The sequence below is a fragment of the Rhizobium ruizarguesonis genome (assembly GCF_012349115.1).
GTDB classification, from domain to species: domain Bacteria; phylum Pseudomonadota; class Alphaproteobacteria; order Rhizobiales; family Rhizobiaceae; genus Rhizobium; species Rhizobium ruizarguesonis.
Map to the genome: position 1 here is coordinate 144,315 of NZ_PQIG01000078.1, position 22,274 is coordinate 166,588.

Annotated in this window: 17 protein-coding genes and 2 pseudogenes; 12 read left to right on the plus strand and 7 right to left on the minus strand. The window is 62.0% G+C overall.

Translation table 11 applies throughout. The annotated features are described in order from the left end of the window. Window positions 1–27: 27 nt before the first annotated feature. The 4 genes from C3Y91_RS16835 to treZ all read right to left on the minus strand — a co-directional run bounded on the left by C3Y91_RS16835 (window position 28) and on the right by treZ (window position 4,445). Window positions 28–318 carry a hypothetical protein gene (locus C3Y91_RS16835; protein WP_024319696.1) on the minus strand — a complete coding sequence of 97 codons (291 nt, stop codon included), beginning with the start codon at window positions 316–318 and terminating at the stop codon, window positions 28–30. Between the two features lie 130 nt (window positions 319–448). Further along, a complete protein-coding gene (locus tag C3Y91_RS16840; RefSeq protein WP_130673584.1) occupies window positions 449–664 on the minus strand; it encodes a hypothetical protein in 216 nt (71 codons plus the stop codon). Window positions 665–801: 137 nt separating this feature from the next. Then, on the minus strand, window positions 802–2,655 hold the full coding sequence (malQ, locus tag C3Y91_RS16845; RefSeq protein WP_168575605.1) for a 4-alpha-glucanotransferase: 1,854 nt from the start codon (window positions 2,653–2,655) through the stop codon (window positions 802–804). A gap of 29 nt (window positions 2,656–2,684) precedes the next feature. Continuing rightward, on the minus strand, window positions 2,685–4,445 hold the full coding sequence (treZ, locus tag C3Y91_RS16850; protein WP_392397320.1) for a malto-oligosyltrehalose trehalohydrolase: 1,761 nt from the start codon (window positions 4,443–4,445) through the stop codon (window positions 2,685–2,687). A gap of 209 nt (window positions 4,446–4,654) precedes the next feature. Between treZ and C3Y91_RS16855 the strand changes: the two genes are divergently transcribed. Both C3Y91_RS16855 and C3Y91_RS16860 read left to right on the plus strand, forming a co-directional pair. Next, window positions 4,655–4,936, plus strand: coding sequence for a type II toxin-antitoxin system ParD family antitoxin (locus C3Y91_RS16855; protein ID WP_011649474.1), 282 nt, complete (start codon window positions 4,655–4,657; stop codon window positions 4,934–4,936). Continuing rightward, window positions 4,936–5,241 carry a type II toxin-antitoxin system RelE/ParE family toxin gene (locus C3Y91_RS16860; RefSeq protein ID WP_024319693.1) on the plus strand — a complete coding sequence of 102 codons (306 nt, stop codon included), beginning with the start codon at window positions 4,936–4,938 and terminating at the stop codon, window positions 5,239–5,241. Before C3Y91_RS16855 ends, C3Y91_RS16860 begins: the two co-directional genes overlap by 1 nt. 46 nt (window positions 5,242–5,287) lie before the next feature. On the opposite strand, the gene C3Y91_RS16865 is transcribed toward C3Y91_RS16860, so the two are convergent. Both C3Y91_RS16865 and C3Y91_RS16870 read right to left on the minus strand, forming a co-directional pair. Next, window positions 5,288–6,964: a response regulator gene (locus C3Y91_RS16865; protein ID WP_018073027.1), complete on the minus strand. Its 1,677-nt coding sequence runs from the start codon at window positions 6,962–6,964 to the stop codon at window positions 5,288–5,290. A gap of 10 nt (window positions 6,965–6,974) precedes the next feature. Continuing rightward, a complete protein-coding gene (locus tag C3Y91_RS16870) occupies window positions 6,975–13,274 on the minus strand; it encodes a HAMP domain-containing protein (protein ID WP_130663335.1) in 6,300 nt (2,099 codons plus the stop codon). Between the two features lie 212 nt (window positions 13,275–13,486). Between C3Y91_RS16870 and C3Y91_RS16875 the strand changes: the two genes are divergently transcribed. The 8 genes and pseudogenes from C3Y91_RS16875 to C3Y91_RS16905 all read left to right on the plus strand — a co-directional run bounded on the left by C3Y91_RS16875 (window position 13,487) and on the right by C3Y91_RS16905 (window position 18,782). Beyond that, the gene (locus C3Y91_RS16875) at window positions 13,487–13,951 is read left to right on the plus strand and encodes a hypothetical protein (protein WP_168575606.1); all 465 of its coding nucleotides are present in this window, start codon (window positions 13,487–13,489) and stop codon (window positions 13,949–13,951) included. A 78-nt stretch (window positions 13,952–14,029) separates the two neighbouring features. Then, on the plus strand, window positions 14,030–14,311 hold the full coding sequence (locus tag C3Y91_RS16880; protein WP_024319690.1) for a hypothetical protein: 282 nt from the start codon (window positions 14,030–14,032) through the stop codon (window positions 14,309–14,311). 2 nt (window positions 14,312–14,313) lie between these two features. Further along, window positions 14,314–14,465 (plus strand): annotated as a pseudogene (locus C3Y91_RS38705) (alpha/beta hydrolase); the annotation flags it as partial. 91 nt (window positions 14,466–14,556) lie between these two features. After that, window positions 14,557–15,168, plus strand: coding sequence for a helix-turn-helix domain-containing protein (locus tag C3Y91_RS16885; RefSeq protein ID WP_018073023.1), 612 nt, complete (start codon window positions 14,557–14,559; stop codon window positions 15,166–15,168). Next, window positions 15,168–15,806, plus strand: coding sequence for an RES family NAD+ phosphorylase (locus C3Y91_RS16890; protein WP_027688263.1), 639 nt, complete (start codon window positions 15,168–15,170; stop codon window positions 15,804–15,806). Before C3Y91_RS16885 ends, C3Y91_RS16890 begins: the two co-directional genes overlap by 1 nt. 155 nt (window positions 15,807–15,961) lie before the next feature. Further along, the gene (locus C3Y91_RS16895) at window positions 15,962–16,987 is read left to right on the plus strand and encodes an ABC transporter substrate-binding protein (protein ID WP_168575607.1); all 1,026 of its coding nucleotides are present in this window, start codon (window positions 15,962–15,964) and stop codon (window positions 16,985–16,987) included. Further along, window positions 16,984–18,024 (plus strand): FecCD family ABC transporter permease, encoded by a 1,041-nt coding sequence (locus tag C3Y91_RS16900; protein ID WP_130673789.1) that lies wholly within the window; start codon window positions 16,984–16,986, stop codon window positions 18,022–18,024. The genes C3Y91_RS16895 and C3Y91_RS16900 overlap by 4 nt, the downstream gene beginning before the upstream one ends. Then, window positions 18,021–18,782, plus strand: coding sequence for an ABC transporter ATP-binding protein (locus C3Y91_RS16905; protein WP_130680469.1), 762 nt, complete (start codon window positions 18,021–18,023; stop codon window positions 18,780–18,782). Before C3Y91_RS16900 ends, C3Y91_RS16905 begins: the two co-directional genes overlap by 4 nt. Window positions 18,783–18,791: 9 nt before the next feature. Here the strand turns inward: C3Y91_RS16905 and C3Y91_RS16910 are convergent, their stop codons facing one another. After that, window positions 18,792–19,259 carry an Lrp/AsnC family transcriptional regulator gene (locus tag C3Y91_RS16910; protein ID WP_018073018.1) on the minus strand — a complete coding sequence of 156 codons (468 nt, stop codon included), beginning with the start codon at window positions 19,257–19,259 and terminating at the stop codon, window positions 18,792–18,794. 153 nt (window positions 19,260–19,412) lie between these two features. Here C3Y91_RS16910 and C3Y91_RS16915 point away from each other — a divergent pair. Both C3Y91_RS16915 and C3Y91_RS16920 read left to right on the plus strand, forming a co-directional pair. Further along, window positions 19,413–20,601, plus strand: a pseudogene (locus C3Y91_RS16915) (amino acid aminotransferase). Between the two features lie 27 nt (window positions 20,602–20,628). Continuing rightward, the gene (locus C3Y91_RS16920; protein WP_168575608.1) at window positions 20,629–22,257 is read left to right on the plus strand and encodes a thiamine pyrophosphate-dependent enzyme; all 1,629 of its coding nucleotides are present in this window, start codon (window positions 20,629–20,631) and stop codon (window positions 22,255–22,257) included. The last annotated feature ends 17 nt before the right edge of the window (window positions 22,258–22,274 follow it).

Here is a 22,274-nt window from a genome sequence, read left to right on the forward strand (position 1 = left end):
AAACCGCCGCGCGCTTGTGGCATTGCTCTAGTCGTCGTCGAGCGCGAAGACCGGCCGGTAGTGGCGCTCGGCAATCAGCAAGCTCCGGTCGGGCCGGATGATATAGATCTCCTCGACCTGGCGTCCCCATTGATCCGTGAAACTATGCGGGAAGGGAGACCCCACGGGCGATTTCGTCAATTTCGTGCGAGGCTGGCCATTATACGTGATGCTGCCGGGAATGGGGGCCAGTCCCGCCGACGAGTAATAGCCTGCGCCGGTCGTGCAGCCTGCCAGCACAACGGCGAAAACCAACCCAAATCCTATGCTCCGCTTCATCGAGCCCTCCAACGGCTTCAGTGTCGACCGCCGCTCCAAACCCTTGGCACGGTCATCACGACGGGTTCGGGAAACCTGTCGGTGCACTCGCGCATCAATGATCATCTCGGTTGCCGCCTGCCGCAGGCGCCTAAAACTCATCGCTGCGGCGCTTCACGGCGTGCCTCAGAGCCACCAAATGCCTTCGACGCTCCAGCATATAGTCGGCATATCCGACGCAGATGAACAGCAATGTCGGGCCGGCATAGATCATGATCAGAGCCAACGCGATGAGGATGAATGCGGTCGTCATGGTCTTGTTTCCATCAATACTGATCGTCGCAACTGAAGCGGCGAATGCGGACAAGCGTTCATCTCGCGATCCCTGTCCTTATTCCTTCAAAATTCGCCGGCTTCCTATTCGTTCCCTGCGCGATCGATTTCATTCACTTGGGATGCGCGATCGAACAACAATGACGAAGCTGACGGCTCGGCCGACCTCGATCACTCCTTCGGCCTTTCCTCTCGCATTGCCGCCGTGACGCTCTTGAGCAGCGGACTCGACAGCAAATCCTCGAGCAAAACCGTTAGCTTGGGCTTCCAGTTCGGATAGCTGTCACTGGTGCCTGGAACATTGGTCGGCCTTTTCTCGTCGGTGAGATCGGCAAGCCGAACCGCAACGAGCAGCGATGGGGTCCGCGCGATGAAGCGATAGGCGCTGACGGTCAGTGCCCTCAGCGTCTGCTCGTTGGCGAGCCGGGCAGGCAGGTTGAGGCCGGCAGCCTTGAGTGCCGTCTTCAGGTTCCTCCGCTCGCGCTTGCGGTCTTCGAGATGTTTTTCAGTGAGATCGGGCGGCACGATGCCGTGGTCGTACCGGGCTTGAATGTCGGCGCCGCGCCACCAGCCGGCAAGGGTCTGGTGGTCGTGCGTCGAAATGCAGGCCAGAGCGAGGACAGGATAGACGTCCGCCGGCTTGAAGCCCTGCTCGTCCTGTTCATAGGAAAGAATGCGATAGGAGAGAATGTGGGCGGCCGCCAGATCGTCCTGCAATCCCTTGGGGATCAGTCCAAGGTCTTCTCCGATGACGAGGCATCGATGCTCGCCGGACACCTCGGCGAGGACCTGCAGAAGCCGATCCGCTGGATAGCGCACATAGGCGCCGCCGTCCGGCCTGCTGCCCGATGGCACCAGGAAGAGGCGGCGAAGCGCTGCGGCGTGGTCGATACGGATGGCGCCCGCATATCGCATGGCAGCGCTCACCATGCGCCGGAAAGGCGACATTTCTCCCGCCGCGATCGCGGAAGGCAGATATCCGGCGAGATGCCAGTCCTGCCCGTTCACGGCGAATGGATCGGGCGGGCTGCCAATCGTGGCCTTCGCGAGATAGGTGTCCGGCTCGCTCCATGTCGCCGAGCCGTCGACCGCCTCCCCGACGGCAAGATCGAGATAGAGCCCGATCCGCATGCCGGCCGTCCGCGCCCGGTCCGCCGCCTGCATCAGTTGCCGGTGGGCAAGCCACTGCAGCCACATGTGGAAACCGACATCGTCCACGTGTCCGCGCTCGAATTCGGCGACGGCGGCGCTGTCGAAGCGCTGGAAATCGGCCGGCCACCGTTGCCAGCCGGCGCCCGCCCCGCGCTCGACCATGGAAAACGACAGGCATTCGAAAAGCGCGTGCAGCCGCAGGCTGTTACCGCCTTGCACGACGAAGGCGTCGAAATCGGCCGGATCATAGGCCTCGTCAATCAGGCTGCGCTGTCGCCAGACCGGCCAGAGATCGCGCAGGACCCTCAGCTTGATCTCTGCGACGCCGGCGTAGTCGACGAGATCGGTTTGGCGAAGGCTTGCCAATTGCCGTTCGAGTTCGGGACTGCAGGCAAAACCCGGCAACCGGTCGACCGCGATATAGAGCGGGTTGAGATGCTGGCGGCTCGAGGGCTCATAGGGGCTGCAACGGTCGGGATCGGCGAGAAACGGCGCGTGAAGCGGGGTGAGGCCGATGAAATCGGCGCCCAGCGATCCCGCGAGATCCGCCATTTCGGACAGATCCTCGAAATCTCCGATGCCCCAGTTGCGTGCCGAACGGAGCTCATAAAGCTGCAGGCTCACACCCCAGACGCGCGTGCCGGAAAGGAAATCCGGCAGAAATGACCTGGCGACCTTTTTAGCCGCCGGCGCGGGCTCCCGCCGCGGCGCGCCGGTCTCGTGATCGGCCGCTCCCGGTACGTCGATCTTCAGTGCCGAGAGGATCTTGCGTTTGGTCTCGCCTGAGATCGCCACCTCCCGATTGTCGGGACTGGGCCTGGTCAGGCTGATGCCGTGCCGGCGGGCGAGCTTGTCGAGCTCAGCAGATTTCATCGTTCGATCGCCTTCCTGTCAGCACGCCGTCAAACCTCGCCGATGCTCCAGATCACTGTCCAGGGCGCGAGATTGCCACCGTCACTGCCGCCGAGACGGAAGATCGTCTCGCCGCCGCTCTGCTGCGAGACGGGCGGCGCCGCCTCGGCGCCGAGGTTGGCGTGCAGATGAAGACGGCGGTTTTGCGCCAGGGTCCAATCTACCGCGAGCGCGCTTCCCGCCGCGCGATAGACTGCGTTTCCGGCGCCAGCGCCTTTCAGCAACGGCACGATCCTCTGGTGCCGGAGGTCGAGAAGCGTCCTGTAAAAATCAAGGACATCGGAGGAGGCGAGTTTCGACCAGTCCAGCTTGGCAGCGGCGAAGGTCGATGGCGCCGTCGGGTCGAGAAGGTCCTCGGCGTCGAAGCCCGGCAGACGGGAGAGCTCCTGGCGACGGCCTTTCCTGACCTTCTCGTTCAGGTCCTCGTCGAAATCGCAGAAGAAGGGGAAAGGTTCTCTGGCGCCCCATTCCTCGCCCATGAACAGCATCGGGATCTCGGGCGCCAACAGGTAGATGGCGGCGACAGCCTTGATGACATCAGCCGGGCTCGAAGCCAGAACCCGATCCCCCAGCGCCCTGTTGCCGATCTGGTCATGGTTCTGGATAAAGGAGATGAAAGCGGTGGGCGGGAGATGGCCGCTCGGCCTGCCGCGGCTTCCACCGCGGTACGGCATGTGTTCCCCCTGAAACACGAAGCCTTCAGCCAGCGCCCGGCCGAGCTTGCCAGCGTCGCCGGCGTAATCGGCATAATAGCCAAAGGTTTCGCCCGTGGCAGTGATATGCAGCACATGGTGTACATCGTCGTTCCACTGGGCGATGAACAATCTCACTTCCCCATTTTCGTCACGCTGCAACAGGTCGCTGTCGTTCTCCTCGTTTTCAACGATCAGGTGCACATGCCGGTCGCCGGCCGCGGCCCTGACGCGGCGGGCAAGCGCGTGAAGCAAATGCTCGGCGCTGTCGTCCTTGATGGCGTGGACGGCATCGAAGCGGAAACCGTCGAGCCTGAACTCGGTGATCCAGTAGATGGCGTTTTCGATGATGAACTCGCGAATCATCTCCGATCCGTCGCCGTCGTAGTTGATGCCGTTGCCCCAGGGCGTCTTGTGATGATCGGTAAAGAGTGGCGCATAGGCCGGGATGTAATTGCCATCCGGCCCGAAGTGATTGTAGACCACGTCCAGGAAAACCGAGATGCCGCGCTGATGTGCTGCGTCCACCAGCGCCATGAAATCTTCCGGCCGGCCATAGCTGCTGTCCGGAGCATAGGGAAGCACGCCGTCATAACCCCAGCTGTAACGGCCGGGAAATTCACTAAGCGGCATGATCTGCAGCGCCGTAACACCCAGCGCTTGCAGATGGTCGAGCCGCTCAATCGCGGCCTTGAAAGTGCCCTCCGGCGTGAAGCAGCCGATATGCATCTCGTAGATGACCATCTCTTCCCAAGGCCGTCCCGTCCAGTCGCTCGTCTTCCAGCGATAGAAGGAAAGGTCGACCACTTCGCTCGGCCCGTGCACATCCTGCGGCTGGAACCGCGAGGCGGGATCGGGAATTTCAAGACCATCCGGCAGGACGAAGCGGTAGCGTGTACCGACACTGGCATCCGCGACCGTGTAGTGGTGCCAGCCGTTCCCGACCGCCTGCATCGGCCGCGGATCAGCGCCTTCGATCTTCAACGACACGCTTTCATGCAAGGGAGCCCAGAGGCGGAATAGAATGCCCTCTTCGGTGAATGCCGGTCCGAACGTCATTTGGGTCAAAGGAAAGCCTTCGATGAAATGGGGATGGGATTTAGGTAACTTTTGTCAGGGCAAAAAGTTTCGCAGGCACGGAGAGCGCAAAGCGGCCCCCGTCGCGAGGCGCGCCACCGGCAGAGACCCTAAGAGTATGATTCCATCCTATCGGGAGTAGGATTTTATCCTATCGCGTGCTATAAACCTGCAAAATAGGAGTGTAATCGATGCGTTCGACGCAACAGATGAGCATCACGTTGCCCGTGGAAATGGCGAAGCGCGTTAAACAGCGGGTGTCTAACGGTGATTACGCCTCAGAGAGCGAAGTCATACGCGAGGGACTGCGGGCTTTGCAGGAACGCGAGAATGCCGTCGAACATTGGCTGCGAACAGAAGTTGCGGCCACCTATGATGCCTACAAGGCCGATCCCACCAAGGCCAAGCCCCTCGATGAGGTCTGGAAGCGCCTCGAAGCACGCATGGACGAAATCGATCGGGAAGAAGATTGATGAAGCGCTATAGTATCCGCCTTACTGATGAGGCGGAATTGGATTTGGCGAGCATCTATAGTTTCGTCCGCAAGACATCCGCATCTTCGACCGTCGCCCGCGATTACGTGGCACGCATCAAGACCTTTGTAAGTGGATTCGAAACGTACCCCGAGCGCGGCAGCATCCGCGATCATGTCCGACCCGGGTTACGCATTGTCGGTTTCGAGAGCCGTGTAAGCGTGGCGTTCGTGGTTGAGCCCACCGAGGTCGTTGTCCTCCGCATCCTCTATGCCGGGCAGCAGTTTGAAAGCGACGAGAGTTAGAGCTGGCCCAGAACGCAATACACCCAGTACATCCCCACTTCGATCGTCAAGCTGCGACGACTTTGCCCGAGAGCGCCTGATCCATCGCCGCCTGAAGCTGTTCCTGCGTGAATGGTTTCTTCATCCGCAGCATCCGGCCGAGGCCATTGTCCTCGGAAAACTCGGCATAGCCAGAGGCAAGGATGATGGGCAGCCCTGGAAAGGAGGAGCGAAGGTGACGCGCAAGCTCGGCGCCCGTCATGCCTGGCATGGCATGATCGGTGATGACGAGATCACAACCCTGTCCGTCGGCAAAGAATTCCAAAGCCTGGGAAGCGGAAGACGCTTCTTGCGGCAGGTGCCCGAGATCCTCCAGCATCGCCACGGTTCCCGTCCTGACAAGGGCATCGTCGTCGACGACGAGAATGGCAAGCGGCCGCGACGCCGGTTTCAAAGGCTCCGTCGCCAGAGGCTCGACGGGAGGCTGCACCTTAACGAAGGTTTCGGCAACGGGCAGCCAGAGGGAAACTGTCGTGCCCTTGCCCCGGACGCTCGATATCTGGATCGAGCCGCCGGATTGCGCCGCCAGGCCATGCACCATCGACAGGCCGAGACCGGTGCCCTTGCCGACCCCTTTGGTGGTGAAAAACGGTTCGGCGGCACGCGAGACCGTTGCCTCGTCCATTCCCTCGCCGTCGTCCGATACCGATATCCTGATGTAGTTTCCGCCCGCGAGCCCGGCCGGCCGGGCTTCTTCGGCTGCCGCCGCGGCCACCGTCACGGCTCCGCCGCTTTCGAGCGCATCCCGGGCATTGACGAACAGGTTGAGCAGCGCCAGTTCCAGCTGGTTGCTGTCGACCAGAAGGGGTGCCAGATCCGCCGGGATGCTTTTGCGGATTTCGATGCGCGGCCCCACGGCCTTGGCGAGAAGATCTTCGACGTTTTCGAACAACCGGAGGAAGTCGACTGCCTGCGGCTTGAGCTCCTGGCGGCGTGCGAAGGCAAGCAGGCGCTGGGTCAGCGCGGTGCCGCGCTCGGCCGCCTGGATCGCATTCGTCACCAGGCGTTCGCTGCGTTCATCGGCCGGAAGCCGCTTCTTCAGAAGGTTGAGGCTGCCGAGAACTGCCATGAGGAGGTTATTGAAGTCGTGGGCCACGCCACCCGTCAGGTGGCCGATCGTGTCGAGCTTTTGCGCCTCGAACAGCTGTGCGAGCGCCTCTTCGCGCTCGCGCGTCCTTTGATCGATCCGGTGCTCGAGTTCCTCGTTGAGCTCGCGCAGCTGCGCCGCCGAGGCCTCGAGCTCGGCGGTGCGCTGGTGAACGCGGGCCTCCAGCTCGGCGTTCAGGCGTTCGAGTTCCCTCGTCTTCCTATAGAGATCGGCAAAGACCCGCACCTTGGCTCTCAGCACCTCAGGGACGATCGGGACCGAGACGTAGTCGACCGCGCCGACCGCATAGCCGCGCAGCCGGTCCGGTTCGGCCAGCATCACGGCGGAAACGAAGATGATCGGCGTATTCTGATAGCGCGGATGCTGCCGGATCATGCTGACGAGCTCGAACCCATCCTGTTCGGGCATGCAGACATCGACGAGGATCACCGCGATTTCGGTGCGCAACAGATGTTCGAAAGCTTCGCGAGCGGATTGCGCCTTGATGAGGTTTTCTTCGAGCTCTTCGAGAATAACCTCGTAACTCAGGAGCTTTGCCGGTTGGTCGTCGACGAGGAGGATGTTGACGGGGTTCATGGCCGGATCCTCAGCGATGCAGCCACATGCGAAGAGCCGACAGAAGCTGCTCGGTATTGACCGGCTTCGCCAGATAGTCGGATGCGCCCGCTTCCAGGCATTTCTCACGGTCGCCCTTCATCGCCTTGGCCGTCAGCGCCACGATCGGCAACCGCCGGAACCGGGGCTCCGAACGGATGACCTGCATCGTCTCGTAGCCGTCCATTCCGGGCATCATGATGTCCATCAGCACGATCGCGACAGAGGGCTCGTTGTTGATGACGTCGATGGCTTCGCTGCCGGTCGTCGCGGTCAGGACTTTCATTCCGCGGCGTTCGAGGACGCTGCTCAGCGCGAAGATGTTGCGGGCGTCGTCATCGACGAGCAGCACGGTCTCGCCGACCAGATCCTCGTCCGAGCTGTGCAGCTCCTGCAGCGTCGCCTGTTTTGCGGCCGGCAGGTCGGCGACCACCCGGTGCAGGAACAGCGCCGTCTCATCCAGGAGACGCTCGGGCGACTCGACCCCCTTCACCACGACGCTGCGAGCCATGCTGTGCAGCGCCGCGTCTTCCTCGGCGGAAAGCTCCCGGCCGGTGAACACGACCACCGGCACCTCGCCGATCTCGGCGTCGTCGCGCATCTGCTCGAGCACTTCGAAGCCGGACATGTCGGGAAGAGAAAGGTCGAGCACCACGCAGTCGGCGGCATTCTGCCGGAGAGCCGCGAGAGCCTCCGATCCGGAGCCGACGCTGGTGATATCGATGTCGTCATGTCCGAGAAGGGCGGTGACGCTCAAACGCTCGGCCTCGTTGTCTTCCACGAGCAGCAGATGCTTGCGACGCGGCTGGGCATAGGCCTTCAATCGCGACAGTGCCCTGCCGAGGCCTTCCGGCGTCGTCGGCTTGCTCATGAAAGCGAAGGCGCCGCGGGTCAGCCCATGCTGGCGATCCTCGTCGAGGCTGATGATCTGGACCGGAATATGCCGCGTCTGCGCATTCTGCTTGAGCTGGCTCAGCACCGTCCAGCCGAGCATGTCGGGCAGGAAGATGTCGAGCGAGATCGCCGCCGGCCTGTAGTCCTGCGCGAGTGCGAGCGCATCACTGCCGCGCATCGCCACCAGAACCTTGAATCCGTTGTCGCGGGCGAGATCCACCAGGACGCGGGCGTAATGCGCATCGTCCTCGACGACGAGCAGCACCGAGTCGCCGGCCGCTATCTGGTGGCGATCGTCTTCGACATGTTCGGTCGGCTTATCGGCGCGACGGCTTGCTGCCGCCTCGGCGAACTCCACGACATTTGCCGGCGGAACGGACTTCAGCGCAACCGCGCCGGCGCCGACATAGGTGAGCGGCAGGTAGAGGACGAAGGTGCTGCCGACACCGGGAGTGCTGCGCAGCTGGATCTCGCCGCCGAGCAGATTTGCCAGTTCGCGGCTGATCGCCAGGCCGAGACCGGTTCCGCCGTATTTGCGGCTTGTCGAGGCATCCGCCTGCTGGAACGCCTCGAAAATGATGCGCTGCTTTTCGGGCGGTATGCCGATACCGGTATCGACGACTTCGAAGGCGATGACCGAAGGCGCGTGCTTGAGCGAGGGATGATCGGACGACCAGCCGCTCGTTGCCGATGCGACGCGAAGCGTCACGCCGCCCTGCGCGGTGAATTTGAAGGCGTTCGACAGCAGGTTCTTGAGGATCTGCTGGAGCCGCTTCGAATCCGTGATGATGCTTTTCGTGATATCGGCCCCGACCTCGACTGCGAACGACAGGTTGCGGTTTTCCGCTTCGTGCCGGAACGGCCGGGCCATCACCTCGAGCAGGTTGCTGACGGAGATCTCCTCGGCATCGACCGAGACCGTTCCGGACTCGATCTTCGACAGGTCGAGAATGTCGCTGATGAGGTTCAGCAGATCGGTTCCTGCCCCGTGGATCGTCTTTGCGAACTCGACCTGCTTGCCCGAGAGGTTGCCATCCGGGTTTTCTCCCAGTTGCTGGCCGAGAATGAGGATCGAATTCAAAGGCGTGCGCAACTCATGCGACATGTTGGCGAGGAATTCGGATTTGTACTTCGATGTCAGCGCCAGCTCGGTTGCCTTTTCCTCCAGCGCGCGCCGGGCCTGCTCGATCTCCTGGTTCTTCGCCTCGACTTCGACGTTGCGCTCCTCCAGCTGCTGCGCCTTCTGCCCGAGCTGCTCGTTGGTCTGCTGCAGCTCGCGCTGCTGCGTCTGAAGCTCGGCGGCGAGCTGCTGGGACTGCTTGAGCAGGCCTTCGGTCTGCATGGTCGCTTCGATCGAGTTGAGGACGATGCCGATCGATGTCGTCAGCTGATCGAGGAAGGACAATTGCAGCTCGGTAAATTCGCCTGCGGAGGCAAGCTCGATCACTGCCTTCACCTGCCCCTCGAAATGCACCGGCAGAACGATGGCGCTTCTCGGCAGGGTCGTGAACACGCCGGAGCTTATCGGAACGACGTTGTCGGGAAGGTCGGTGACCAGGATGCGGCGGGCGTCGCTGGCGCACTGGCCGACAAGTCCCTGGCCGAACTCGAGCCGGGCCGGGTGCGCCGCCTCGCCCCCTTTCGCGTAGACGGAGAGCAGCGACAGGACCGGCTGCCGCTCGTCGGCATCCACCTGGTAGATGACCCCCTGATGGGCACCGACCAGCGGCGCGAGTTCCGACAACAGCATCTTGCCGACCAGCGTCAGGTCGCGCTGCCCCTGCAGCATGTTGGTGAAGCGCGCCAGGTTGGTCTTCAGCCAGTCCTGCTCGGTGTTGCGCTCGGTGGTGAGCCTGAGGTTGTCGATCATCGTGTTGATGTTGTCCTTGAGCTCGGCCACTTCGCCGCGCGCGTCGACCTTGATCGAGCGCGTCAGGTCACCCTTGGTAACGGCGGTCGCCACCTCGGCGATGGCGCGCACCTGCGTCGTCAGGTTGGCGGCAAGCAGGTTGACGTTGCCGGTCAAGTCCTTCCAGGTTCCCGCAGTACCCGGAACATTCGCCTGACCGCCGAGACGGCCTTCCACGCCCACCTCACGCGCAACCGTGGTCACCTGATCGGCGAAGGTCGCAAGCGTGTTGGTCATGTTGTTGATGGTCTCGGCAAGGGCGGCCACCTCACCCTTCGATGCGACGGTGAGATTTTGCTTGAGGTCGCCGTTGGCGACCGCCGTCACCACCTTGACGATGCCGCGAACCTGCTCGGTCAGGTTGGCGGCCATGACGTTGACGGTGTCGGTCAGGTCCTTCCAGGTGCCGGCGACACCCGGCACCTGCGCCTGGCCGCCAAGCTTGCCTTCGGTGCCGACCTCGCGGGCGACGCGCGTCACTTCGCCGGCGAAGGCGTTGAGCTGGTCCACCATCGTGTTGATGGTGTTCTTCAGTTCGAGGATTTCCCCCTTCACGTCGACGGTGATCTTGCGCGACAGGTCGCCGCGCGCCACGGCCGTCGTGACTTCGGCGATGTTTCGAACCTGGGTCGTCAGATTGGCGGCGAGCAGGTTGACGTTGTCGGTCAGGTCCTTCCAGGTGCCGGCGACACCGGGAACGACGGCCTGGCCGCCGAGCCTGCCATCGGTGCCGACTTCGCGGGCGACACGCGTCACCTCGCCGGCAAAGGAGCGAAGCTGATCGACCATGGTATTCAGCGTATCCTTCAAGAGCAGGATTTCGCCGCGCACGTCGACCGTGATCTTGCGTGAAAGGTCGCCATTGGCGATTGCGGTGGCCACCTCGGCGATGTTGCGCACCTGCGCCGTCAGGTTGCCGGCCATGGAGTTGACGCTGTCGGTCAGGTCCTTCCAGGTGCCGGCAACACCGGAGACCTGCGCCTGGCCGCCGAGCTTGCCTTCGGTGCCGACTTCGCGGGCAACACGCGTCACTTCGCCGGCAAAGGCGTTGAGCTGGTCCACCATCGTGTTGATGGTGTTCTTCAGTTCGAGGATTTCCCCCTTCACGTCGACAGTGATCTTGCGCGACAGGTCGCCGCGCGCCACGGCCGTCGTCACTTCGGCGATATTGCGGACCTGGCCGGTGAGGTTGGAGGCCATGGAATTGACGTTTTCGGTGAGGTCCTTCCAGGTGCCGGCGACACCCGGCACCTGCGCCTGGCCGCCGAGCTTGCCTTCGGTGCCGACTTCGCGGGCGACGCGCGTCACTTCGGAAGCGAAGCGGTTCAGCTGATCGACCATGGTGTTCAGCGTTTCCTTGAGCTCGAGGATTTCGCCCGAGACCGACACCGTAATCTTCTTCGACAGATCGCCATTGGCGATCGCGGTCGAAACTTCGGCGATGTTGCGCACCTGCGCCGTCAGATTGCCCGCCATGGAGTTGACGCTGTCGGTCAGGTCCTTCCAGGTGCCGGCGACGCCGAGCACGTTCGCCTGGCCGCCGAGCCGCCCCTCGGTGCCGACCTCGCGCGCCACACGCGTCACTTCACCGGCAAAGCCGTTGAGCTGGTCGACCATCGTGTTGATGGTCTCCTTCAGTTCGAGGATTTCGCCCGACACTGTGACGGTGATCTTCTTGGAAAGGTCTCCCTGGGCGACGGCGGTCGCGACTTCGGCGATGTTGCGCACCTGCCCGGTCAGGTTGGAGGCCATGGAATTGACGCTGTCGGTCAAATCCTTCCAGGTGCCGGCGACGCCGCGCACATTGGCCTGGCCCCCGAGCCGGCCCTCCGTGCCCACTTCGCGGGCGACACGGGTCACTTCGGAGGCGAAGGCGTTCAACTGGTCCACCATCGTATTGATGGTTTCCTTCAGTTCGAGGATCTCGCCCTTCACGTCGACGGTGATTTTCTTCGACAGGTCGCCATTGGCGATCGCGGTCGAGACGTCCGCGATATTGCGCACCTGCGCCGTGAGGTTGCCGGCCATGGAATTTACATTCTCGGTCAGATCCTTCCAGGTGCCGGCGACACCGCGCACATTGGCCTGGCCGCCGAGCCGGCCCTCGGTGCCCACTTCGCGGGCGACACGGGTCACTTCCGACGCGAACGCATTGAGCTGATCAACCATCGTATTGATCGTTTCCTTCAGCTCGAGGATTTCTCCCGACACCGTCACGGTGATCTTCTTCGACAGGTCGCCATTGGCGATCGCGGTCGAGACCTCGGCGATGTTGCGCACCTGCGCGGTGAGGTTCGAGGCCATGGAATTGACGTTGTCAGTGAGGTCCTTCCAGGTGCCGGCGACGCCTGGCACCTGCGCCTGCCCGCCGAGCCGCCCTTCGGTGCCGACTTCACGCGCCACGCGCGTCACCTCGCCGGCAAAGCCGTTGAGCTGGTCGACCATCGTGTTGATGGTTTCCTTGAGCTCGAGGATTTCACCCGAAACGTCGACGGTGATCTTGCGCGACAGGTCGCCGCGCGCCACGGCCGTGGTCACCTGGGCGATATTACGGACCTGGGCGGTCAGGTTGCCGCACATGGCGTTGACGGAATCGGTCAGGTCCTTCCAGGTGCCGGCGACGCCCGGCACCAGTGCCTGCCCGCCGAGCTTGCCCTCGGTACCGACCTCGCGCGCGACGCGCGTCACTTCCGAGGCGAAGGATCGCAGCTGGTCGACCATGGTGTTGATCGCTTCCTTGAGCTGCAGGATTTCGCCGCGCACGTCGACGGTGATCTTCTTGGAAAGATCGCCATTCGCAACGGCGATCGTGACGTCGGCGATATTGCGCACCTGCGCCGTCAGGTTCGACGCCATTGAGTTCACGCTTTCGGTGAGATCCTTCCAGACGCCGGTCACCTCCGGCACCTGCGCCTGGCCGCCGAGTTTTCCGTCCGTGCCGACCTCGCGCGCGACGCGCGTCACTTCCGATGTGAAGACGCTCAGCTGCTTGATCATCGTATTGACGATATCGGCCGAGCGCAGGAATTCGCCTTTGAGCGCCCGCCCGTCGACGTCGAGCGGCACGGTCTGCAAGAGATCCCCCTTGGCGACCGCGGTGATCGTGCGCGTGACGGCTGTCGTCGGCCACAGGAGATCGTCGATCAGACCGTTGATCGATCCTTCCATTTCAGACCAGGAGCCGTCCGACAGGCCGAAGCGCACGCGCGTGCTCGTTCGCCCGTCCCGGCCGACCACCTGCCCGACATGCTCGAGCTGCTGGGCCATGCGCTGATTGGCGGCAATGATGTCGTTGAGGGCATCGGCGACCTTGCCGGTGAGTCCTGTCAGGTCGGACCGCATCCGTACGGAGAAGTCGCCGCGCCTGACCGCGACGAGGACTTCCAGAAGTGCGCTGGCGTCGTCGAACGCCATTGTTTTGTGGTCATGCCCATTGAGGCTGTCTACCGCAACGCTTTCGCGCGCGAATTCGCTGGATTGGTTGCTCACGAAAATCCCCCTGTTCGACGACTGGTAATTTAGCGCTCAACTCAGAAAATGGTATGGGCCATCCCGCATACAGCTTATCATGATTCAGTGCTTAAAATGAGCCCGATAGTTGCAGGTATCGAAAATGCCCGCCGGAAACCGTCTGGCCGGAATTTGCGGTTTTTCGTGCGCGGGGGAACACTTGCCTGCCGGCTGTCGTTTCAGTCCTGACGATGGAGAGCGACATGTCGAACGTCTCGAGGACAGGCAAGGAAGAGATCAACAACGCGACCAGCCCGACCACCTTCGGAAAGTCGGTCGAGAGCCAGGCGCAAATTAAGGATGCGGCTGCGCAAGCGTCGCCCGACGCCGGCGGCGAGATGCTCAACATCTACCGGTTGGAGCCGATCGCCGCACCCGACGATCCGCGATGGGACAATTCCCCCGGACATGGCACCGTCGTCGTCGCCGCCAGAACGCCCGGTGACGCAAGGATCGTCGCCGCGGCTCGTGAACTCGATTTCATGGAGGTGGATGCGGCTCCCGCCGAGGATGTGACGACGGTCAATGCCAGCGCCTTTCGGGACGATAAGCTCTACACCGTCATCGAGATCGATCGGAACAGACGCGATGTCACGCGCGGGATCGTCGACGGTGTGGTCACCATCGACAACATCCGACCGGTTCAAACGGACTGACGTAGCAATATCCCCGGCGCGATCGGCGAGACGCCGGAGCGTCACCATCGCAGTTCCTCTCGTTTCCTCGGAGTTCTCATGAATACGGCCAACCTCCAGCTCAAAGGCCTGATCATGGCCATGGCAGCGATATGTGATGCGATCGTCGAGAAGGAACTGCTTACCAGCGGGGAACTCAATGCCGCGCTCTCGAAAGCCACGAAGGCAATCGAGGAGGACGACGACCATGAACTGTCGGATGCCAACCGCGCCGCGATCCTGTTCCCCATCCGTGTGCTGCAGCTCGCCGAGGAGGCAGGCAGGAAAGGCGAACGGTTGACGTTTTCGGACTATGCCAAGCTCGTGGCAAAGCTGACCTGAACATGCCCGATGGCTTTACCCTGATGCTGTTGACATCGGAGCGGGTTCGCTTCGGGTCCGTCACGCAGGATCGGGGCCAAGCCGTTTTTCTTCTCCACGGTCATCCAGAACGCATATGACCTGGAGCAAGGCGGCGGACTTTCTGGCACCGGACCGCATACGGGGCATCTCCCTTGACCTCCACCCTGGTTGACTTCATACCATCAACAGATATATAAATACCTCGTCAACCAAGGAGCCGCTCAATGGCCCGCCACGCATCCGGTCCCGTCACAGTGCAGGAAGAGCCGAATTCCATCAGGACCGCGTTTCTGCGACGTGCGACATCGGCGCTGGAACGCATTTCGGCGAACGTCCCGGCAAAGGACCTGGCCGATGCGCTTTCAGCCCCGACCGACGCCGGATCGTTGGCGCAGCTTCTCAGCCGCTCGGATATGGTGGGCGCGGCTATAAACGATCTCGATCCGCTGGTTCCGGCGCTAGCTCGCAACGTCGAGCATCGGCAAAATCTCGTCGAGCGGGCCGGCGGGACAGTGTCAGCCGAAGACGCCGGACGGATGCTTGGCATCAGCAGACAGGCCGTCGACAAGAGGCGGCGGGCCGGCACGCTGCTTGCCGTACGCGAGGGCAGCGACTGGCGCTATCCGCTCTGCCAGTTTGACCAAGGTGAGGTGATCGCGGGGATTTCCGACGTCGTGCGTGGTTTTGCCGCCGCCGGTCCCTGGATCGCATTGGATTTTCTGCTTGCTGCCGATACGGCTCTCGGTGGCCGGACAGCCCTGCAGGCGCTGCGCGACGGCGATCGCGAAGCAGTCCGGCGTCTGATCCGGATTGAAACCTCCGACGGCTTTGCCTGATGCCGGCAAATGCAGGCAGAGGGCCGTCGGGATCTGCCCTGCCCCCGCCTCCTTGGCTCGCCCATTCGTCATTGCCGATCGACCTCATTGCGGCCGGGCAGGTTCTTCATAGGGTCCATCGGACGCCTCTCGATCCCATCTTCTTTGGACCCGGCCCCGGGATTGCCGCCACCAATCGTTTCGACAGCGCCAGCGGACGTTTCGGAATTCTCTATGTCGGAATGAGCCGCAGGGGAGCGCTTGCGGAAACGATCCTGCGCAATCCCCAGCGGTTGATGGTGTCGATGACCGAAATAACCGCCCGCGCCATCAGCGAACTCAGCTGTATCAGACCGCTGAGGATCGTGCGCATGCACGGCACCGGCCTGCAGGCCCTCGGCACCGATAATGCCGTCTCCACCGGCCCTTACGAACCATGCGGCCTCTGGGCCGACGCGCTTTGGGACCATGCCGACCAGCCGGACGGTCTCGCCTACCAGTCACGTCACGATTCGAGCGAGATCTGCCTTGCCCTTTTCGAACGCAGCGACATGGCGTTCGACAGAAAGGGCATGCTTCCGCTCTCCGGCATCCTCAAGGAGATTGCCGCGATCCTCGAGGTCTACGGCAAGTCGCTGTCACCGGTCGGCCCCGTTTAGACGGCGAACGCGGCTGCAGTTCGACAGGCGATGGCACGCTGCCCCGTGGCAATGCGCTGTCAATTTTGCGATAAGTTGATTTATTTTGTCTTGTTTTCTGGCCGTTTCTGAGGCTATACGGCGACCGCATATATTCACGCACCGGGAATTTCTTCGTGACCAGCCTCAAATCGCTTATGGCCGCCTGCGGCCTCTCAACCATGATCGGCCTTGCCGCAAATCCGTCTTTGGCCGGTTCGGCGACCTACCCACTGACGCTGGAAAACTGCGGCGCACAGGTGACTTTCCAGAAGGCGCCCGAACGGGCGATTGGCCTCGGCCAAAACAGCGCTGAAATCCTGCTGCTGCTCGGCCTTCAGGACAAGATGGCCGGCACGGCCTTCTGGCCGAGCAAGGTTCTGCCGCAGCTCGCAGAAGCCAATGCCAAGGTCAAGCTTCTGACCGTCGAGATGCCGACCTTCGAATCGATCCTCGCCGAAAATCCCGATTTCGTGGCCGCGGCTCTGCCAAGCCTGGTCGGGCCGAACAGCAAGGTCGCCAAGCGCGAGGATTTCGACAAGGTGGGCGTCGCAACCTATCTCTCGCCCAGCACGTGCCTCAGCACCAAGGACGTCAAGGACCAGTATGGCAGCCGCGCCGAGCTGTGGAATATGGATCTGCTCTACAGGGAGATCGACGAACTGTCGCAGATCTTCGACGTCGCCGATCGTGGCAAGGCGCTGATCGCCGACTTCAAGGCACGCGAAGCCAAGCTTCGCTCCAGCGTTTCGAAGGACGGCAAGAACCTTTCCTACGTCTTCTGGTTCTCCAGCCCCAGCCCGTCGGCGGACGCCTATCTCGGCGGCAAGAACAGCGCGTCCGGCTTCATCGCCGACCTGCTCGGCGGACACAATGCGATATCAGCGGAAGCGGAATGGCCGACGCTCGGCTGGGAAGGCATCATCGCCTCCAATCCCGACGTCATTGTCGTCGCCAGTCTCGACCGCAACCGCTGGGAGCTCGACAAGCCGGAGGCCAAGATCAATTTCCTGAACACCGATCCGGCCGTCAGCCAGATCCCTGCCGTCAAGAACAAGACGATCGTGATCATGGACGGCCAGGCCATGAACCCGACCGTTCGCACGGTCTGCGGCGCTGAGCAGGTGGCCGGCCAGCTGAAGGCTCTCGGTCTGTTGAAGTGACGGAAGCGGGCCGTATCTTCCGGCAGCTGGGAGCCGTCTTCGCACTGCTCCTCGCCTCTTTCTGCCTCATCGCTATCGCCATTGGCGTCAGCGTCGGGATCGGCGACCTGCCGATCCCACTTGCAACCACGTTTTCGGCCGTAACCAACCGGCTGGGATGGACCGCGGTCGAACTGAACCGCATCCATGAGACCGTCATCTGGGATTATCGTCTCAGCCGGGCGCTCGTTGCCGCCTTCTGCGGCGCCGGCCTTGCGCTATCGGGCGCGATCATGCAGTCGCTGCTGCGCAATCCGCTTGCCGAACCCTATGTTCTTGGCATATCTGCCGGCGCCTCTTCCGGCGCCGTCGCGATCGTCATCCTCGGCGTCGGCGCCGGTGCGGTCTCGCTTTCCGCCGGCGCGTTTGCCGGTGCCTTCGCAGCCTTCTTCTTCGTCGCCCTGCTGTCGAACGGCACCCGCGGCGGAGCGGATCGCACCATCCTTGCCGGTGTCGCCGCTTCGCAGCTTTTCAACGCCACCACGTCCTATATCGTCACCACCTCGGCTAATGCGCAACAGGCCCGCGACGTCATGTTCTGGCTACTCGGCAGCTTCGGCGGCGTGCGCTGGCCGGAATTCGCGCTGGTCTCGATCGTCGTCGGCATCGGCCTCGTCGGCTGCCTGTTTTACGCCCGCGTGCTCGACGCCTTCGCTTTCGGCGACGAGGCGGCATCCTCGCTCGGCGTCAATGTCGGCCGCGCGCGGATGGTGCTCTTCGCGCTAACGGCAATGATGACGGCGACGATCGTCAGCATGGTGGGGTCGATCGGCTTCGTCGGCCTCGTCGTGCCGCATGTCGCCCGCTTCGTCGTCGGGCCGTCGCATGTCCGTCTCCTGCCGGCCTGTGCCATGACAGGGGCGATCTTCATGGTGCTCGCCGACATCGCCGCACGCGCCCTCATTCCGAACCAGATCCTGCCGATCGGCGTCGTCACGGCCCTGGTCGGCGTCCCGTTCTTCTCGATCATCCTCTACCGGTTCCAGCGCGCATCATGAGCATCAAGGCCGACAACCTCATCTGGAAGATTGGCAGGAAGACCATCCTCGACGGCGTTTCCCTGGACGCACCGCCGGGCAAGATGCTCGGCCTGCTCGGGCCGAACGGCTCGGGCAAGACCTCGCTCCTGCGTCTTCTGGCCGGCCTGAAGCGGCCGCATTCCGGCCGCGTTACGCTCGACCGGAGCGACATCGGCACGATCAGCCGCCGCTCGATCGCCCGGCGGATCGCCTTCGTCGAGCAGCACGCCACGACAAATGCCAATCTGAAGGTCGTCGACGTCGTCAAGCTCGGCCGGTTCCCGCACCGGTCGATGTTTTCAGGCTGGACGAAGGCCGACGAAGAGGCGGTCGAAAGTGCGCTCGCGCGCGCCGGCATGGCGCAGAAGCGCGACGATCGCTGGCAGAGCCTGTCGGGCGGCGAAAAGCAGCGCACCCATATCGCAAGAGCGCTCGCCCAGTCGCCCCAGGAACTGATCCTCGACGAGCCGACAAACCATCTCGATATCCAGCATCAGATCGGCCTGATGCGGCTCGTCTCCGGTCTGCCGATCACCAGCATCGTCGCCCTGCACGATCTCAACCATGCTGCCATGTTCTGCGACCAGCTGATCATCATGCAGCAGGGCAGGATCGTCGCCTCCGGCGCGCCGCAGGACGTATTGAGTGAAGACCTTCTGCGTGACGTCTTCTCCGTCGAAGCCCGCATCGAAGCCTCACCCTATCACGCGCGCCCGCATATCCATTATCTCAGGTGAGAGCGGCTCTCACGTCACGATCTGCAGCGGCAAAGCGGTCGTCTTTTTCAGTGTTTTGAGGACGATGCTTGACTTCACCGACGCCAGATTGTCGGTGACCCGGATCATTCTTTCGAGAAACTGGCTGAGATGTTCGAGGTCACGCGTCATGACCTTCATCAGAAAGTCGGCGTCGCCGGTCTGCGAATAGCACTCCAGAATCTCCGGCGCGGTCTCGATAAAGCGATGAAGCTGCTCGTTTCCGCCTTCGGTATGTGCTCTCAAGCTGACAAGAGTATGAGCAACGACGGTGAAACCCAGTTTCACGGGATTGAGGATGGCCACGACGCTCTGGATATATTTCTCATTGCGCAGCCTTTCCAAACGGCGCGCGCATTGGGTCGCGGAGAGATTGACCTTCTGAGACAGTTCGCTCTGCGTCACCTCGCTGTTTTGCTGGAGAGCGGCGAGCAATTTGATATCGAACTGATCAAGCATGACCACCACACCGAGACGGAGAATTTCTGCACATCATAGCCATGTTGCGCCGATTGTCTGCATGGATGCGCCGTCACGGGGAGATAATCGCAGAAATTCGCCGCGAAAGCTCCGTTAGTCTCCGACTTAGAGTTACGAAAACGAGGTGGACTTGTGTTTGACAAACTGAACAGCCGGCCAGCCGACAGCCTGCTTGCACTCATCAAGGCCTTTCAGGCCGACGATCGCCCCGGCAAGATCGACCTCGGCGTCGGGGTTTATCGTGACACTATGGGACGCACGCCGGTGATGCGTGCCGTGAAGGCAGCGGAGCAGTTTCTCCTGGAGACCCAGGACAGCAAGAAATATCTTGGCGGAAGGTGATCTGCAATTCGTGCGCCTCCTGCAACCCATCATCTTCGGAAAATCGCCAAAGTTTACTCAACGCCTTGTCGGCATTCAGACACCCGGTGGAAGCGGCGCCCTGCGTCTCGGTGCTGAGCTCATCCAAGCGGCAAATCCATCGGCGAAGGTTCTGCTCGGAACACCAAGCTGGCCAAATCATGCGCCGATCTTTAGCTCGGCGCGCCTGCCGGTAAAGGAGTACGCTTTCGTTGACCTGATGTCGCAGCAAGTGAAATTCGAAAGCGTGGTCGACGCCTTGTCTTCTGCTCGGGAAGGCGACGTCGTGCTGCTTCACGGTTGCTGCCACAACCCGACCGGCATCGATTTTACCATGGAACAGTGGCGGCGGATCACCGAGCTTCTTGTTACGCATAGGCTGGTGCCGTTCATCGACCTCGCCTATCAGGGCCTTGGTGACGGTCTCGAACAGGACGCCGCGCCGACGCGCATGATCCTCGACGTGGTCGATGAGGCGCTGATCGCCTATTCCTGCGACAAGAATTTCGGCCTCTATCGCGAGCGCGTCGGAGCGCTCTATGTCAAGACCCGCAATGAGGATGCCCTCAGGAAGGCCGAAAGTAACATGGCGGCACTTGCTCGAGTCAACTGGTCCATGCCACCCGATCATGGAGCCGCAGTCGTCAGGACCATTCTCGAAAGCGAAGAGATGTCGGCCATGTGGCGCGCTGAGCTTGAAGAGATGTGCCTGCGCGTCAACGGCAATCGTGCGGCGCTGGCCGCCGCCTCCCCTGATCTGGCCTTCATAAGCAGGCAACGCGGTCTGTTCTCCAATCTCTCCATGTCCAGGGAAACGGCAGTGGCGCTCAGAATGAGCCACGGCATCTACATGGCGGATTCCGGGCGTATGAACGTTGCGGGCATGCAACCGGCCGACGCCGACGCCATCGTCGCGGCGCTCAGAGCCGAAGGCTGCCTGAAATCGCCGACGGGCGCCTGACCGAATTCAAGCCATTGGAGCCTCCGGATGAGCAGGAAAGAAACGACCGGTCAGGCAATGACCCGTTCACTCGTCGCCCATGGGATCGATACCGTATTCGGCATCCCGGGCGCCCACATGTATGATTTTAACGATGCTCTCTACGGTGCCAGTGACAAAATTCGGTTCATTCACACCAGGCACGAGCAGGGCGCCGGTTACATGGCCTATGGTTATGCCAAATCCACCGGCCGGATCGGTGCCTATACCGTCGTTCCCGGCCCAGGCGTCCTCAATTCCGGGGCAGCTCTTTGCACCGCTTACGGCGCCAATGCCCCGGTGCTGTGCATCACCGGCAACATCATGTCCCACTTGATCGGTCAAGGCAGAGGGCAGTTGCACGAATTACCGGATCAACTCGCGACGATGCGCGGAATCACAAAGACCGCAGAGCGGATCAATCACCAGTCCGAAACCGGCCCTGTCATGGCCGAGATCGTCGCCAAAATGCTCTCCGGCCGCCAGGGTCCGGGAGCGGTCGAAACCCCGTGGGACGTGTTTGGACAATCCGGCCCCGAAATCGATCTGCCGGTCGGCACGACAGCGTCTCATCCGGCCGTCAACCCTGATGAAATCGCTGCCGCGGCGGCACTGATATCAGGCGCCAGGAATCCGATGATCATGGTTGGCGGCGGCGCGGTGGATGCTGGAGCGGAGATCGCTGCTCTTGCGGAATTGCTGCAGTCGCCGGTCACGTCCCATCGCTCCGGCAAGGGCATCGTCGCCGACGACCACCCGAACTACCTGAATTTCGTCGCCGCCTACGAATATTGGAAGGACACCGATGTTCTGATCGGCGTGGGTAGCCGCCTCGAATTGCAATTCATGCGGTGGAAGTGGCTTCCCAAGGATCTCAAGGTGATCCGCATCGATATCGATCCGACCGAGATGGTCCGTCTCAAGCCGAACGTTGGGGTGGTCGCCGATGCCAAAGCTGGAACGCAGGCTCTTCTCGATGCCCTGGCAGGTTCCGGCCGCACGGATCGCACGCGCGAATTTGCCGAGCTCAACAAAGAGGCCAGGTCTCGCTTCTCGGCCGTGCAGCCGCAGCTCGCCTATCTCGATGCCATCCGCGAAGCCCTCCCGAGGGACGGCTTCTTCGTCGAGGAAATCTGCCAGATGGGCTTTACCGCCCGATTTGCATTCCCGGTCTATGCCCCTCGTCAGTACGTCACATGCGGTTATCAGGACAATCTGGGTTTCGGCTTCAACACGGCCTTGGGCGTGAAAGTCGCCAATCCCGACAAGGCCGTTATTTCTGTTTCCGGCGATGGCGGCTTCATGTTCGGGGTTCAGGAACTTGCCACCGCCGTCCAGCATAAGATCAATGTCATCGCCATCGTCTTCAACAATTCGGCCTATGGCAACGTACTGCGTGACCAGAAGCAGGCGTATAAAGGCCGTTATCTTGGCTCGGAACTCACCAATCCAGACTTTGTCGCGCTTGGCGAGAGCTTCGGCGTTCGCTCATTCAAGGTGACGAGCCCTGGCGAATTGAAAGACGCGATCGAGAAAGCCCTATCTCTCGACGAACCTGTTCTCATCGAGGTTCCCATCGAGAAGGGATCCGAGGCGAGCCCTTGGCCTTTCATTCATCCGGCTCCGCCCACCGAATGAAGCGCAAGGGCTGAAGC